12 protein-coding genes are annotated in these 14,608 nt (G+C 73.5%); 8 read left to right on the top strand and 4 right to left on the bottom strand.

Annotated features, from left to right (window positions below; all coding sequences use genetic code 11):
- Positions 1 to 100: 100 nt before the first annotated feature.
- From ACFVQZ_RS34585 to ACFVQZ_RS34575, 3 genes are all read right to left on the bottom strand, one after another.
- Positions 101 to 1,387 (bottom strand): MFS transporter, encoded by a 1,287-nt coding sequence (locus ACFVQZ_RS34585; RefSeq protein WP_383628775.1) that lies wholly within the window; start codon positions 1,385 to 1,387, stop codon positions 101 to 103.
- A gap of 141 nt (positions 1,388 to 1,528) precedes the next feature.
- Positions 1,529 to 2,185 (bottom strand): MBL fold metallo-hydrolase, encoded by a 657-nt coding sequence (locus ACFVQZ_RS34580; RefSeq protein ID WP_030492865.1) that lies wholly within the window; start codon positions 2,183 to 2,185, stop codon positions 1,529 to 1,531.
- Positions 2,186 to 2,233: 48 nt separating this feature from the next.
- Positions 2,234 to 2,923 carry a maleylpyruvate isomerase family mycothiol-dependent enzyme gene (locus tag ACFVQZ_RS34575; RefSeq protein WP_383628769.1) on the bottom strand — a complete coding sequence of 230 codons (690 nt, stop codon included), beginning with the start codon at positions 2,921 to 2,923 and terminating at the stop codon, positions 2,234 to 2,236.
- 175 nt (positions 2,924 to 3,098) lie between these two features.
- Here ACFVQZ_RS34575 and uvrA point away from each other — a divergent pair, with 175 nt between their 5' ends.
- Positions 3,099 to 6,137 carry an excinuclease ABC subunit UvrA gene (gene uvrA, locus ACFVQZ_RS34570; protein ID WP_383628767.1) on the top strand — a complete coding sequence of 1,013 codons (3,039 nt, stop codon included), beginning with the start codon at positions 3,099 to 3,101 and terminating at the stop codon, positions 6,135 to 6,137.
- A 171-nt stretch (positions 6,138 to 6,308) separates the two neighbouring features.
- A complete protein-coding gene (locus ACFVQZ_RS34565; protein WP_030492862.1) occupies positions 6,309 to 6,746 on the top strand; it encodes a Rieske (2Fe-2S) protein in 438 nt (145 codons plus the stop codon).
- 36 nt (positions 6,747 to 6,782) lie between these two features.
- Here the strand turns inward: ACFVQZ_RS34565 and ACFVQZ_RS34560 are convergent, their stop codons facing one another.
- Entirely contained in the window at positions 6,783 to 7,712 is a 930-nt protein-coding gene (locus ACFVQZ_RS34560; RefSeq protein WP_030492861.1) for a hypothetical protein, read from the bottom strand.
- Between the two features lie 267 nt (positions 7,713 to 7,979).
- On the opposite strand from ACFVQZ_RS34560, the gene ACFVQZ_RS34555 reads away from it, so the two are divergent.
- The 6 genes from ACFVQZ_RS34555 (at position 7,980) to whiA (ending at position 14,585) form a co-directional block, all read left to right on the top strand.
- Positions 7,980 to 8,591: a papain-like cysteine protease family protein gene (locus tag ACFVQZ_RS34555; RefSeq protein ID WP_383628764.1), complete on the top strand. Its 612-nt coding sequence runs from the start codon at positions 7,980 to 7,982 to the stop codon at positions 8,589 to 8,591.
- Positions 8,592 to 8,596: 5 nt separating this feature from the next.
- The gene (locus ACFVQZ_RS34550; RefSeq protein ID WP_383628774.1) at positions 8,597 to 9,514 is read left to right on the top strand and encodes a hypothetical protein; all 918 of its coding nucleotides are present in this window, start codon (positions 8,597 to 8,599) and stop codon (positions 9,512 to 9,514) included.
- 121 nt (positions 9,515 to 9,635) lie between these two features.
- Positions 9,636 to 11,618, top strand: a complete 1,983-nt coding sequence (gene uvrC, locus ACFVQZ_RS34545; RefSeq protein WP_030492858.1) for an excinuclease ABC subunit UvrC — start codon at positions 9,636 to 9,638, stop codon at positions 11,616 to 11,618.
- Positions 11,615 to 12,568 carry an RNase adapter RapZ gene (rapZ, locus tag ACFVQZ_RS34540; RefSeq protein ID WP_081958888.1) on the top strand — a complete coding sequence of 318 codons (954 nt, stop codon included), beginning with the start codon at positions 11,615 to 11,617 and terminating at the stop codon, positions 12,566 to 12,568. The genes uvrC and rapZ overlap by 4 nt, the downstream gene beginning before the upstream one ends.
- The gene (gene yvcK, locus ACFVQZ_RS34535) at positions 12,565 to 13,605 is read left to right on the top strand and encodes a uridine diphosphate-N-acetylglucosamine-binding protein YvcK (protein WP_030492856.1); all 1,041 of its coding nucleotides are present in this window, start codon (positions 12,565 to 12,567) and stop codon (positions 13,603 to 13,605) included. The genes rapZ and yvcK overlap by 4 nt, the downstream gene beginning before the upstream one ends.
- Positions 13,596 to 14,585 (top strand): DNA-binding protein WhiA, encoded by a 990-nt coding sequence (gene whiA, locus ACFVQZ_RS34530; protein WP_030492855.1) that lies wholly within the window; start codon positions 13,596 to 13,598, stop codon positions 14,583 to 14,585. Before yvcK ends, whiA begins: the two co-directional genes overlap by 10 nt.
- Positions 14,586 to 14,608 lie beyond the last annotated feature (23 nt).

Genomic DNA, 14,608 nt, shown 5'->3' with positions numbered 1-14,608 from the left:
CCCGCACCCCGCGACGCGACACGGAGACCCCCGGCCCCGGCATCCCGCCCGGGCCGGCCGTCGCCGTTCCCGTCCGTCCTCCGGTCCGGTACCGCCCCGGCTACGCGGGCGCGGACTCCACCGCCTCCTCCACGCGCCGCTCCGGCAGCGTCTCCGGCAGCAGCGCGAAGCAACCGAGGCTCACCAGCGCCACCAGCGTCAGATAGGCCGCCACGCCCCACGGCGGGCCCGAGCCGCCCTCCGACAGCGCCGTCGCCACGATCGGCGTCAGCGCCCCGCCGAGCACCCCCGCCAGGTTGTAGCCCACCGCAGCGCCCGTGCAGCGCACCCGGGGCTCGTACAGCTCCGGGAGGTACGCGGCGACCACCGCGAACATGGTGATGAAGGCGAGCAGCGCCCCCAGGAACCCCAGGAACATCAGCACCGGCTGCCGGGTGTGCAGCAGCGCCACCATCGGGAACATCCACAGCGCCGCCGCCGCGCACCCGGCGAGACAGAGCGGCCGGCGGCCCCAGCGATCGCCCAGCAGGGCCAGGAACGGTGTCGCCGCGCCCTTCACCGCCACCGCCGCCATCACGCAGAGCAGCATCACCGTGCTGCTCACCCCGAGCTTCTCGGTGCCGTAGGCCAGCGCCCAGGTGGAGACCGTGTAGAAGATCGCGTACCCCACGGCGAGGGCGCCGGCGGTCAGCAGGACGAGCCGCCAGTGGTCGCGGGCCACCTCGGCGAGCGGGGCGTTCGCGCGCCGCCCGGACGCGGACAGCTCCTCGAACTGCGGGGTCTCGGCGAGCGAGGAGCGCAGCAGCAGCCCGCCGGCGGCGAGCAGGCCGGCCGCCCAGAACGGCACCCGCCACCCCCAGGACCGGAAGTCGGCGTCGCTCAGCCCGGCGGTGAGCGCCAGCATCACGCCGTTCGCGAGCAGGAAACCGATCGCCGGGCCGATCTGCGGGAAGCTCGCCCACAGCGCCCGGCGGTGCGGCGGGGCGTGCTCGGCGGTCAGCAGGACGGCGCCGCCCCACTCGCCGCCGAGGCCGAGCCCCTGGAGGAAGCGCAGCACCAGCAGGAGCAGGGGAGCGGCGACGCCGATCGACTCGTACGTGGGGACGCAGCCGACGGCGACGGTGGCGCAGCCGGTCAGCAGCAGGGAGGCGAAGAGCACCGGCCGGCGCCCGTGGCGGTCCCCGATGTGCCCGAAGAGGACGGAGCCCATGGGGCGGGAGAGGAAGCCGATGGCGAAGGTGCCGAAGGCTGCCAGGGTCCCGGCGAGCGGGGAGAAGGTCGGGAAGAAGAGCGGCCCGAGGACGAGGGCGGCGGCCGTCCCGTAGACGAAGAAGTCGAAGAACTCGATGGCGGTGCCGACGAGCGACGCGGCGGCGAGCCGGGGCATCGAGGGGGCGGGCCGGGCCGCCGGTGGCGACGGAGCGTGACTGTGCTGCATGTGCCGCCAACTACCCGGCGGCCGTTCGGGTTACGGGGGGCGTGCGGGAGCGCCCGCGTCGTCACCGGGGGCGCTTCCGCACCGGCCGGTTCACCAGCCGCGCTCGCGCCACTCCGGCAGATGGGGGCGCTCGTCACCGAGCGTGGTGTCCTTGCCGTGGCCGGGGTAGACCCAGCTCTCGTCCGGCAGCACCGCGAAGAGCTTGGTCTCCACGTCGCGCAGGAGGCTCGCGAAGGCGTCCGGGTCCTGCCAGGTGTTGCCGACGCCGCCGGGGAAGAGGCAGTCGCCGGTGAAGACGTGCGGGTGGCCGTGCGGGTCGTCGTAGACCAGCGCGATCGAGCCGGGGGTGTGGCCGACGAGGTGCCTGGCGGTGAGCTCCACCTCGCCGACGCGGATGGTGTCGCCGTCCTCGACGAGGACGTCGGTGGCGACCGGGATGCCCTCCGCGTCGTACGCGCCCGCGTACGTGGTGGCGCCGGTGGCGGCGACCACCTGGGCGAGGGCCTGCCAGTGGTCGCCGTGCCGGTGGGTGGTGACGACGGCGCCGATGCCGTCGTCACCGATCAGCGTGAGCAGCGTCTCCGGGTCGTTGGCGGCGTCGATGAGCAGCTGGGCGCCGGTGGCCCGGCAGCGCAGCAGGTACGCGTTGTTGTCCATCGGGCCGACCGCGACCTTGGAGATCATCAGGTCCTTCAGCTCGTGGACGTCGGCCGGACCGCCCACCCTCACCGCTCCGCTGTACGTCATGGCCTCAGACTAGCCCCGCCCGCCGACAGCGGTCCCGGGAAGGGCGCGCTACAGCGGCGGGAGCTGGGGGAGCGGGCCGCCTTCGGTCTTCAGGGCGGCGCCGTCGCGCCGGCCGGCCAGCCAGCCGACCAGCTCGGGGGCGGGGCCGGAGACGGCCACCGGGCCGCCCTCGGCGCCGCCGCCGGTGGTCCAGGTCCGGCCGTCGTCGGCGCGGAGGGTGGTGGAGGGCACGTCCGGGTGTCCGGCGAACCGTTCGGCGAGGAAGCCGATCTCGCGGTCGGTGAACTCCGCCGGAAGGTCTTCCAGCTCGTAGCCGCAGCCGAGGTCCACGTGGTGCAGGGCCACCTCCACCCAGCGGCGGAAGGGGATCCGGGAGGCGCTGTCGGTGACGCCGTTGCGCAGCTCGACGGTGCGGCTCCAGTCGGCATGGGCGGCGGCCGCCTCGCGGAAGCGGGCGTCGGTCGCGCGCACGTCGGCGAGCTGGACGTCGAGGGGGCGGGCGGCGTCGCGCTCGATGTCCGCGTCGCGCGCTTCGGCGCTCGGGTACATGGGGCGGCCTTCGAGGACGTTCACCAGGGCGTCGGCGTTCCGTGCCAGGTGGGCGAGGACGTGGCCGCGGGTCCAGCCGGGAAGCCGTGACGGCTCGGCGACGGCGGCGTTGTCCCAGGAGGCGGCGTCGGTCAGCAGCCGCTGGGTCGCTTCGTGCAGGGAGGCGAGGTCGCGCTCGTGATCGATCATGGCGCCGACCCTAGCGCCGACCACTCGTTCGGGTGAAGCAGGTGGACGGCGCCCGGAAATCGAATGTACGTGCTATAGGCTCGGTGGGGCACCCCCCTCCCGCGGAAGCATCCGGCATCCTTGGTTGTTGGGTGTGTCAGGCACATCCGCTCTCTCAAGAAAGGTGCGGACCGGCGTGGCCGACCGTCTCATCGTCCGTGGCGCGCGCGAGCACAACCTCAAGAACGTCTCGCTCGATCTCCCCCGTGACTCCCTCATCGTCTTCACCGGGCTCTCGGGATCGGGCAAGTCCTCCCTCGCGTTCGACACGATCTTCGCCGAGGGGCAGCGTCGGTACGTCGAGTCGCTCTCCTCGTACGCACGGCAGTTCCTCGGTCAGATGGACAAGCCGGACGTGGACTTCATCGAGGGTCTCTCGCCCGCCGTCTCCATCGACCAGAAGTCGACCTCGCGCAACCCGCGCTCCACGGTCGGCACCATCACGGAGGTCTACGACTACCTCCGCCTGCTCTTCGCCCGCATCGGCAAGCCGCACTGTCCCGAGTGCCGCCGGCCGATCTCCCGCCAGTCGCCGCAGGCCATCGTCGACAAGGTCCTGGAGCTGCCCGAGGGCAGCCGCTTCCAGGTGCTCTCCCCGCTCGTGCGCGAGCGCAAGGGCGAGTTCGTCGACCTCTTCGCCGACCTCCAGACCAAGGGCTACAGCCGCGCCCGGGTCGACGGGAAGACGGTCCAGCTCAGCGAGCCGCCGACGCTGAAGAAGCAGGAGAAGCACACCATCGAGGTGGTCGTCGACCGCCTCACCGTGAAGGACAGCGCCAAGCGCCGCCTCACCGACTCCGTCGAGACCGCCCTCGGCCTCTCCGGCGGCATGGTCGTGCTCGACTTCGTCGACCTCCCGGAGGACGACCCCGAGCGCGAGCGGATGTACTCGGAGCACCTCTACTGCCCGTACGACGACCTCTCCTTCGAGGAGCTGGAGCCCCGCTCCTTCTCGTTCAACTCGCCGTTCGGCGCCTGCCCCGACTGCACCGGCATCGGCACCCGCATGGAGGTCGACCCCGAGCTGGTCGTCCCCGACGAGGACAAGTCCCTCGACGAGGGCGCCATCCACCCGTGGTCCCACGGCCACACCAAGGAGTACTTCGGCCGGATGATCGACGGGCTCTCGCAGGCCCTCGGCTTCCGCACCGACATCCCCTACGCGGGCCTTCCGCAGCGGGCCAAGAAGGCCCTCATGCACGGCCACAAGACGCAGATCGAGGTCCGCTACCGGAACAGGTACGGACGCGAGCGCGCCTGGACCAGCCCCGCCTTCGAGGGCGCCGTCTCCTACGTGAAGCGGCGGCACGGCGAGGCCGAGAGCGACAGCAGCCGGGAGCGCTTCGAGGGGTACATGCGCGAGGTGCCCTGCCCGACCTGCCACGGCACCCGGCTCAAGCCGATCGTGCTGGCGGTCACCGTGATGGACAAGTCCATCGCCGAGGTGTCCGCCATGTCGATCAGCGACTGCGCCGAGTTCCTGGGCCGGCTCACGCTGAGCGCCCGCGACAAGAAGATCGCCGAGCGGGTCCTCAAGGAGGTCAACGAGCGGCTGCGCTTCCTCGTCGACGTCGGCCTCGACTACCTGTCGCTCAACCGCGCGGCCGGCACCCTCTCCGGCGGCGAGGCGCAGCGCATCCGGCTCGCCACCCAGATCGGCTCCGGCCTGGTGGGCGTGCTGTACGTGCTCGACGAGCCGTCCATCGGTCTCCACCAGCGCGACAACCACCGGCTGATCGAGACCCTGGTCCGCCTCCGCGACATGGGCAACACGCTCATCGTCGTCGAGCACGACGAGGACACCATCAAGGTCGCCGACTGGGTCGTGGACATCGGCCCCGGCGCCGGCGAGCACGGCGGCAAGGTCGTCCACTCCGGCACCTTGAAGGAGCTCCTCGCCAACGAGGAGTCGATGACCGGCCAGTACCTGTCCGGCCGCCGGGCCATCTCCACCCCGGACGTCCGGCGACCCGTCGACCCCGGCCGGATGCTCACCGTGCACGGCGCCCGGGAGAACAACCTGCGGGACATCGACGTCTCCTTCCCGCTGGGCGTCCTCACCGCCGTCACCGGCGTCTCCGGCTCCGGCAAGTCGACGCTGGTCAACGACATCCTCTACACCCACCTCGCGCGCGAGCTGAACGGCGCCAAGACGGTGCCCGGGCGGCACACGCGCGTGGAGGGCGACGACCTCGTCGACAAGGTCGTGCACGTCGACCAGTCGCCGATCGGGCGCACCCCGCGCTCCAACCCGGCGACGTACACCGGCGTCTTCGACCACGTCCGCAAGCTGTTCGCGGAGACGATGGAGGCGAAGGTACGGGGCTACCTGCCCGGCCGCTTCTCCTTCAACGTCAAGGGCGGCCGCTGCGAGAACTGCTCCGGCGACGGCACGATCAAGATCGAGATGAACTTCCTCCCGGACGTGTACGTGCCGTGCGAGGTCTGCCACGGGGCCCGGTACAACCGGGAGACCCTGGAGGTCCACTACAAGGGCAAGTCCATCGCCGAGGTCCTGGACATGCCGATCGAGGAGGCCCTCGACTTCTTCGAGGCCGTCCCCACGATCTCCCGCCACCTGCGGACGCTCAACGAGGTCGGGCTCGGGTACGTCCGGCTCGGGCAGTCGGCGCCGACGCTCTCCGGCGGCGAGGCGCAGCGCGTCAAGCTCGCGTCGGAGCTCCAGAAGCGGTCGACCGGCCGCACGGTCTACGTGCTGGACGAGCCGACCACCGGTCTGCACTTCGAGGACATCTCGAAGCTGATCAAGGTGCTGTCGGGACTGGTCGACAAGGGCAACTCGGTGATCGTCATCGAGCACAACCTCGACGTCATCAAGACGGCCGACTGGATCATCGACATGGGCCCCGAGGGCGGCAGCGGCGGCGGCATGGTCGTCGCCGAGGGCACGCCCGAGGAGGTCGCCTCGGAACCGGCCAGCCACACCGGCAAGTTCCTCCGCGAGATCCTCGGCGCCGACCGCGTCAGCGACGCAGGCGTGCCCGCCGCGCGCGGGACGGCGAAGAAGACGGCGCAGAAGGCGGCGCAGAAGACGGCGACGGCCCGGAAGACGGCGGCGAAGAAGGCCGCCCCGGCCAGGAAGACCGCTGCCAAGAGCGTCGAGGCGGCCAAGGCCGCGCCGGCGAAGAAGGCGGCCCGCGCCCGCAAGGCGTGACGCGTCCCGGGGCCCCGCGCGGGTGAGCAGCGCACCCGCGCGGGGCGGCCCCCGGGCGGGCCCCGCGGGGCCGGGGCGCCCCGGGGCGCACGGGCGGGGGTGGGCCAAAAGGCACGAAAGGCCGCGGGTATCGTCGGGGCAGACCACCGTCCCCGGCCTCGTGGAGCGATCATGTCCGGCCAGTCCACCCGCCGCACCGTCCTGAAGGGTGCCGCTCTCGCCGGTGCCGCCGGGCTGGGAGCCGCCGCCTGCTCCACCGACTCCAAGCTGGGCCACGCCCAGGTCCCGACGCCGACCGCGCCGGTCGCCCTCGGCTCGCCGGACGAGGTCCCGGTCGGCGGCGCCAAGCTCTACCGCGAGCAGCGGGTCCTGGTCAGCTGCCCGGCCAAGGGCCAGTACAAGGCGTTCAGCGCCCAGTGCACCCACGCCGGCTGCGTCCTCGACAAGATCGAGGACAACGAGGGCAACTGCCCCTGCCACGGCAGCCGCTTCGACGTCACCACCGGCAAGGCCCTCAAGGGCCCCGCCACCGTCCCGCTGCCCGCCGTCGACATCCGCGTCGAGGACGGCAAGCTGGTCGCCGGCCCGAAGGCCGCCCCCAGCGCCTGACCGCCAGGCCCGCCGGCCGGGGGCCGGCGGGCGCGCTCAGGACCAGTCCCAGTCGATTCCCAGGATCCCCGGACGCACCCCCTGCTCCACGAGGTGCACCGTGCGGTGCCGGCCGCCGAGCGTCAGCTCCCTGCGCCCACCGCGCGGCGCGCCCGCCGACGCCTGCGCGAAGCGCCGGCAGCGCACCGGCAGCGCCGCCTCGTCGAAGGCGACCTGGAGCACGTACTGCCCGCCGGCGAAGCTGAAGCCGCGCACGTACTCGCCGCTCGGCCCGGCGGTCCCGTCCTCGAAGCCGTACGAGAAGAGATGGGTGTCGCCGGCCCGCAGCCGCGCGTCGAAGAGCAGCTCCGCGACGAGCACCCCCGTCCCCGCGTGCCACCGCACCCGCCCCGCGCGGCAGTTCTCCACCGCCCGCACCCGCACCCGCGACGGGTCGCAGCCCGGGTCCCCGTGGTGGATGGCGAGGTAGCGGTCCACGCCGTCCCGGTGCGCCCGCACCACGTGCTGCGACTCCCGCCCCACCAGCTCCCGGCCCGCGCCGATCCGCACCCGCTCGTGGTGGCCCACCGTGTGCAGCCCGCCGTCCGCCGGCGACTCCAGCTCCGCGAAGAGCTCCTCCACCGCGCCCGACGCCTCCACCAGCGAGCGGTACGAGCGGGCCGCCGGCCGCTCCACCCCGTCCCGGCCCGCCGTGCCCTCGGCCAGCAGCCGCAGCAGCGAGTTCCCCGGCAGCTGCAGCACCTCCTCCAGCGCCCGGACCGCCTTCAGCGACTCCGGCCGCTGGGGCCGCCGGGCGCCCTGCTGCCAGTAGCTCAGCGAGGTCACCCCGACCTTCACGCCCCGGTGCGCGAGATGGTGCTGGACCCGCTGGAGCGGCAGGCCGCGCACGGCCAGCGCGGTGCGCAGCGCCAGATGGAAGGGGCCGGTGTGCAGCAGCTGCACCAGATCGGCCTCGGTGTGGCTCACACGGGCTCCTCGGTGAACGTTCACGCCCGGGGCACGGACCGCCGGGGCCCGGACGGGGGGCGGGCTGGTGGACGGCGGGACCGCGTTCACACCCGCGCCACACCGTTCACAGCCCGATGTCACCCCGCATTGAAGCGTGTTGACCCGCTCCCGACAACGACCGATGCTCCAAGCGGTGTCCGGACGCCACCCCCACCCCCCACGCACCCCCCACGCACCCCCCACTCATCCCCGCCCCCCGCCCTGGGAGGAACCATGAGGAACCCCATGCCCGGACGACGCCGGAACCGGCGACGCGGCCTCGTGGCGCTCGCCGCCGCCGCGCTGCTCCTCGTCCCCGCCGCGGCCTCGGCGTCCGCCGCGCCGGCGCCCGCACCCGGCGCGACCGCCGCCGTCCTCGCCGCCAAGCGCCTGAGCATCACCATGCAGGCCCAGCAGAAGACCAACTGGTGCTGGGCGGCGGCCGGGAACACCATCGCCACCTGGTACGGCCGCGGCTACAGCCAGAACCAGTTCTGCAACGCGGCCTTCCAGCGGCAGCAGGGCTACGACTGCCCCAACTGGCAGGCCACCCTCGCCAACGTCCAGACCGGCCTGTCCTGGGCGGGCGTCAGCCCCGGCTCGTACGTCAACGGCTGGCTGCGCTACTCCACCGTCCAGGCCGAGATCGACGCCGACCGGCCAGTCGAGACCCGCATCCAGTGGTCGAGCGGCGGCGGGCACATGCACGTGCTCTACGGCTACGACGACGCGAACAGCTGGGTGTACTGGGGAGATCCGTGGCCTTCCAGCAATCGCTACAACTGGGCCTCCCACGCGTGGTACGTGAACAATGCCTCCTTCTCCTGGACCCACTCGCTCTACCGGATCGGGGCGTGACGACCATGACCACGACGACCACCTCCGCGCCGGCCACCTCCGCGACCACCCGGGCCACCGCCACGGCGCTCGTGACCGGAGCCGCCGCGCTCCTCGCCCTCGGCCTCGCGGCGCCCGCCGCCGCCGCGGCCCCGGGCGCCGACCCGCTGCCGCCCGCGCCGACCGCCGAGCAGGCCGCCGCCGCGCCGGAGACGCTCGCCACCCTCGGCCGCTTCTTCGCCCGCGACGGGGCGCTCGCCCGTACCGCCGCGGCGCCCCGGATATCCGGCCCCGCCGTGCCGGTACGGATCCTCAGCGCCGACTTCGTCGCCGGCGCGGCGGACGCGCCCGTGGCCCGCGAGGAGTACCGGGCCAGCCTCGCCGTCGCCGCCGACGGCCAGAAGGCGTCCCTGTGGACGGTCCGCGGCCCCGGCGGCTGGCGGGTGGTGAACATCGCCACCGGCGACGACGAGATCCGGTACGCGCGCGAAGGAGCCCGGAAACTCCCCGGTGGCCTGGTCTTCCGCGAACCGCAGATCGACGCCTGGTACGTCCAGAAGGGCGCGAAGGTGCTGCCGCTGGACACGGACGCGGTGAACGCCGTCGGCGCCGGCGGCACGACCCTGGCCGCCTACCGGGACCGCGTCACGCGCGCGTACGCCGACAAGCTCCCCGCCTCCGACTACGCCCGCAAGGGCGCGGCGGGCGGCTACGCCCCCGGCACGACCGTCCCCGGGGCCGTCGTCCCCGGCGTGGGCGCGCCCGCGACGACCGGCGCCACCCCCCTGCGGGCGTCGTCCGCGGCGGACGGGTCCTGGCACCAGCCCGCCGCGGCCACCGCCGCCTCCACGCTCGCCGCCCTCGGTGCGGTGACGGCCCTCGTCCTGACCGGCGCCTCCGCCCTCCGCCGCCGGGCCCGCACCCGCGGCACCGGCCGGCCCTGACCGACCGCCCCGGCCCGGTCTCCGGGCCCGCCGGCGGCCCCGCCCGGGACGCCCCTGAGGCGCCCCGGGCACCGTCCGCGCGACGGCCTGCCTGTCGGCGGGCGCCAGTAGGGTGGGGGGCATGGCCGACCCCTCCAGCTACCGCCCCCAGCCGGGGCAGATCCCGGACTCGCCGGGTGTCTACAAGTTCCGGGACGAGCACCGGCGGGTGATCTACGTCGGGAAGGCGAAGTCGCTGAAGCAGCGGCTGGCGAACTACTTCCAGCCGCTCGCGAGCCTGCACCCGCGGACCGCCACCATGGTGACCACGGCCGCCTCCGTGGAGTGGACGGTCGTCTCCACCGAGGTCGAGGCGCTGCAGCTGGAGTACTCCTGGATCAAGGAGTACGACCCCCGGTTCAACGTGAAGTACCGGGACGACAAGAGCTACCCCTACCTCGCCGTCACCCTGAACGAGGAGTTCCCGCGCGTCCAGGTCATGCGCGGGCACAAGAAGAAGGGCGTGCGGTACTTCGGGCCGTACGCGCACGCGTGGGCGATCCGCGAGACCGTCGACCTGATGCTGCGGGTCTTCCCGGTGCGGACCTGCTCGGCGGGCGTGTTCCGGAACGCCGCCTCGGCAGGACGGCCCTGTCTGCTCGGCTACATCGGCAAGTGCTCGGCGCCCTGCGTCGGCCGGGTCACCCCCGAGGAGCACCGCGAACTGGCCGAGGAGTTCTGCGACTTCATGGCCGGCCGCACCGGCACGTACCTCCGCCGCCTGGAGAAGCAGATGATGGCGGCGGCCGAGGAGATGGAGTACGAGAAGGCGGGCCGGCTCCGCGACGACATAGGGGCGCTGCGGCGCGCCATGGAGAAGAGCGCCGTCGTCCTCGCCGACGCCACCGACGCCGACCTGATCGCCCTCGCCGAGGACGAGCTGGAGGCCGCCGTCCAGATCTTCCACGTCCGCGGCGGACGCGTCCGCGGCCAGCGCGGCTGGGTCACCGACAAGGTCGAGGCCGTCGACACCGCCGGGCTCGTCGAGCACGCCCTCCAGCAGCTCTACGGCGAGGAGACCGGCGACGCCGTCCCCAAGGAGGTCCTGGTCCCGGCGCTGCCCGAGGACGCCGGCGCCGTCACCCAGTGGCTGTCCGGCCGCCGCGGGTCCCAGGTCTCGCTGCGGATCCCGCAGCGCGGCGACAAGAAGGACCTCATGGCCACCGTCGCCCGCAACGCCCAGCAGGCCCTCGTGCTGCACAAGACCAAGCGCGCCAGCGACCTCACCACCCGCTCCCGGGCCCTGGAGGAGATCGCCGAGGCCCTGGACCTGGAGTCGGCGCCGCTGCGCATCGAGTGCTTCGACATCTCCCACCTCCAGGGCGAGGACGTCGTCGCCTCCATGGTCGTCTTCGAGGACGGGCTGCCGCGCAAGAGCGAGTACCGCCGCTTCCAGATCAAGGGCTTCGAGGGCCAGGACGACGTCCGCTCCATGCACGAGGTGGTCGGCCGCCGCTTCCGGCGCTACCTCGCCGAGAAGGAGAGGACGGGGGAGTGGGGCGAGGACGGCGAGGTCGCCGTCGACGAGGCCGGCGACGACGGCCGGCCCAAGCGGTTCGCGTACCCGCCGCAGCTCGTCGTCGTCGACGGCGGACAGCCGCAGGTCGCCGCCGCCCGCCGGGCGCTCGACGAGCTCGGCATCGACGACGTCGCCGTCTGCGGCCTCGCCAAGCGCCTGGAGGAGGTGTGGCTGCCCGGCGAGGACGACCCCGTGGTGCTGCCCCGCTCCAGCGAGGGCCTGTACCTCCTCCAGCGGGTCCGTGACACGGCTCACGATTTCGCCATCCGCTACCAGCGGTCCAAGCGGACCAAACGCCTCCGGAGCAGCCCCCTCGACGCCGTCCCCGGCCTCGGCGACACGCGCAAGCAGGCCCTGATCAAGCATTTCGGCTCGGTGAAGCGGCTGAAGCAGGCGACAATCGAGCAGATCTGTGAGGTCCCCGGCTTCGGCCGGAAGACCGCGGAGGCGGTCGCCGTGGCCCTGGCGCAGGCGGCCCCCGCCGCACCCGCCGTGAACACGGCCACAGGAGAGATCATGGAAGACGACGGGGACGGCACGGCATGACCGACGGGCACACGCACCACCGAGAAGACGGAGCACGACACGTGAGTACGGGCACGAAGGAGACCGCGGGCGACAACGGCGCCGAGGCGGCCATCCCCGAGCTGGTGATCATCTCCGGCATGTCCGGAGCCGGCCGCTCCACCGCGGCGAAGTGCCTGGAGGACCTCGGCTGGTTCGTCGTCGACAACCTGCCGCCCGCGCTGATCCCCACCATGGTGGAGCTCGGCGCCCGCTCCCAGGGCAACGTCGCCCGGATCGCCGTCGTCGTCGACGTCCGCGGCCGGCAGTTCTTCGACGCCCTGCGGGAGTCCCTGGCCGACCTGGAGGCCAAGCAGGTCACCCGCCGGATCGTCTTCCTGGAGTCCTCCGACGAGGCCCTGGTCCGCCGCTTCGAGTCGGTCCGCCGCCCCCACCCGCTCCAGGGCGACGGCCGCATCGTCGACGGCATCGCCGCCGAGCGGGACCTGCTGCGCGAACTGCGCGGCGACGCCGACCTGGTCATCGACACCTCCAGCCTCAACGTCCACGAGCTGCGCGCCAAGATGGACGCCCAGTTCGCCGGCGAGGAGGAGCCCGAGCTGCGGGCCACCGTCATGTCCTTCGGCTTCAAGTACGGCCTGCCCGTCGACGCCGACCTCGTCGTCGACATGCGCTTCCTGCCCAACCCGCACTGGGTTCCCGAGCTGCGCCCGTACACCGGCCTCAACGAGGAGGTGGCGAACTACGTCTACAACCAGCCCGGCGCCAAGGAGTTCCTGGACCGCTACACCGAGCTGCTCCAGCTGATCGCCGCCGGCTACCGCCGCGAGGGCAAGCGGTACGTGACGATCGCCGTCGGCTGCACCGGCGGCAAGCACCGCTCCGTCGCCACCGCCGAGAAGCTGGCCGCCCGCATCGCCGCCGAGGGCGTCGAGACGGTGGTCGTCCACCGCGACATGGGGCGCGAGTGAAGCCGTACCGCCGGCGCTCCTCCTCCACCCTCACGGTGCGGCGGACGCTCCGCAGGCGCGGCGCCCAGCCGAAGGTCGTCGCCCTCGGCGGCGGCATGGGCCTCTCCGCCTCCCTCGCCGCGCTGCGGCGGATCACCGGTGACCTCACCGCCGTGGTCACCGTCGCCGACGACGGGGGCTCCAGCGGCCGGCTCCGCGAGGAGCTGGGCGTGCTGCCCCCCGGCGACCTGCGCAAGGCGCTCGCCGCGCTCTGCGGCGACGACGACTGGGGCCAGACCTGGGCCCGGGTCATCCAGCACCGCTTCCGGTCCAAGGGCGAGATGGGCGGCCACGCCGTCGGCAACCTGCTGATCGTCGCCCTCTGGGAACAGCTCGGCGGCGACCCCGTGCAGGCCCTCGACCTGGTCGGGCGGCTGCTCGGCGCCCAGGGCCGGGTGCTGCCCATGTCCGCCGTGCCGCTGGAGCTCCAGGCCCTGGTCAGGGGCCACGACCCGGCCCGCCCGGACGACGTGGACACCGTACGCGGCCAGGCCACCGTGGCCCTCACCCCCGGCGAGGTGCAGTCCGTGCACCTGGTGCCGCCCGACCCGCCGGCCGTGCCGGAGGCCGTCGCCGCGGTCCTCGACGCGGACTGGGTGGTCCTCGGCCCGGGCTCCTGGTTCTCCTCGGTGATCCCGCACCTGCTGGTGCCCGAACTGCTCGACGCGCTCGTCGAGACCAAGGCCCGCAAGGTGCTCTCGCTGAACCTCGCGCCCCAGCCCGGAGAAACCGAGGGCTTCTCCCCGCAGCGTCATTTGGAGGTTTTGGGACGACACGCCCCTAAACTCGCCCTGGACGTGGTGCTGGCCGACGAGGCCGCCGTGCCCGACGTGTCAGCCAGGGAACCGCTCGTCGACGCCGCCAAGCGGCTCGGCGCCGCGCTGGAGCTGGCGCCGGTGGCCCGTGCCGACGGTTCTCCGAAGCACGACCCGGAGCGGTTGGCCGCCGCGTACGACCGTATTTTTCGGATGCATGGAAGGATCGGCCCATGGCGATGACGGCAGCGGTGAAGGACGAGATCTCCCGGCTTCCCGTCACCCGGACCTGCTGCCGGAAGTCGGAGGTCTCCTCGATCCTCCGGTTCGCCGGCGGCCTCCACCTGGTCAGCGGCCGGATCGTGATCGAGGCGGAGCTCGACACGGCGATGGCGGCCCGGCGGCTCAAGCGGGACATCCTGGAGATCTTCGGACACAGCTCGGAGCTGATCGTGATGGCCCCCGGCGGGCTGCGGCGCGGCTCCCGCTTCGTGGTCCGCGTGGTCGCCGGCGGCGACCAGCTGGCCCGGCAGACGGGCCTGGTCGACGGCCGGGGCCGCCCCATCCGGGGCCTCCCGCCGCAGGTCGTCTCCGGCGCCACCTGTGACGCCGAGGCGGCCTGGCGCGGCGCCTTCCTCGCCCACGGCTCGCTGACCGAGCCGGGCCGCTCCTCCTCCCTGGAGGTCACCTGCCCCGGCCCGGAGGCCGCCCTCGCGCTCGTCGGCGCCGCCCGCCGGCTCTCCATCGCCGCGAAGGCCCGCGAGGTCCGCGGGGTGGACCGGGTCGTGGTCCGCGACGGCGACGCCATCGGCGCCCTGCTCACCCGGCTCGGCGCGCACGAGTCGGTGCTGGCCTGGGAGGAGCGGCGGATGCGGCGCGAGGTCCGCGCCACCGCCAACCGGCTCGCCAACTTCGACGACGCCAACCTGCGCCGCTCGGCCCGCGCGGCCGTCGCCGCCGGCGCCCGGGTGCAGCGCGCCCTGGAGATCCTGGCGGACGAGGTGCCCGAGCACCTGGCAGCGGCCGGCCGGCTCCGCATGGAGCACAAGCAGGCGTCCCTGGAGGAGCTGGGCGCCCTCGCCGACCCGCCGCTCACCAAGGACGCGGTCGCCGGCCGGATCCGCCGGCTGCTCGCCATGGCCGACAAGCGCGCGCAGGACCTGGGCATCCCCGGCACCGAGTCGAACCTGACCGAGGAGATGGACGAGAGCCTGGTCGGCTGACGCCCCGGCACCCCGCCCGTACG

The sequence above is a fragment of the Streptomyces sp. NPDC057854 genome (genome assembly GCF_042797055.1).
In the GTDB taxonomy this organism is placed as follows: domain Bacteria; phylum Actinomycetota; class Actinomycetes; order Streptomycetales; family Streptomycetaceae; genus Streptomyces.
The sequence above is the reverse complement of the archived record's forward strand: the minus strand, read 5'-3'. Positions and strand labels throughout refer to the sequence as shown.

Bases quoted from the DNA above. Each gene is read 5' to 3' on its own strand.
- ACFVQZ_RS34585 (WP_383628775.1), bottom strand. From the start codon at position 1,387: ATGCCCCGGCTCGCCGCCGCGTCGCTCGTCGGCACCGCCATCGAGTTC.
- ACFVQZ_RS34580 (WP_030492865.1), bottom strand. From the start codon at position 2,185: ATGACGTACAGCGGAGCGGTGAGGGTGGGCGGTCCGGCCGACGTCCAC.
- ACFVQZ_RS34575 (WP_383628769.1), bottom strand. From the start codon at position 2,923: ATGATCGATCACGAGCGCGACCTCGCCTCCCTGCACGAAGCGACCCAG.
- ACFVQZ_RS34565 (WP_030492862.1), top strand. From the start codon at position 6,309: ATGTCCGGCCAGTCCACCCGCCGCACCGTCCTGAAGGGTGCCGCTCTC.
- ACFVQZ_RS34555 (WP_383628764.1), top strand. From the start codon at position 7,980: ATGCCCGGACGACGCCGGAACCGGCGACGCGGCCTCGTGGCGCTCGCC.
- ACFVQZ_RS34550 (WP_383628774.1), top strand. From the start codon at position 8,597: ATGACCACGACGACCACCTCCGCGCCGGCCACCTCCGCGACCACCCGG.
- uvrC (WP_030492858.1), top strand. From the start codon at position 9,636: ATGGCCGACCCCTCCAGCTACCGCCCCCAGCCGGGGCAGATCCCGGAC.
- rapZ (WP_081958888.1), top strand. From the start codon at position 11,615: ATGACCGACGGGCACACGCACCACCGAGAAGACGGAGCACGACACGTG.
- whiA (WP_030492855.1), top strand. From the start codon at position 13,596: ATGGCGATGACGGCAGCGGTGAAGGACGAGATCTCCCGGCTTCCCGTC.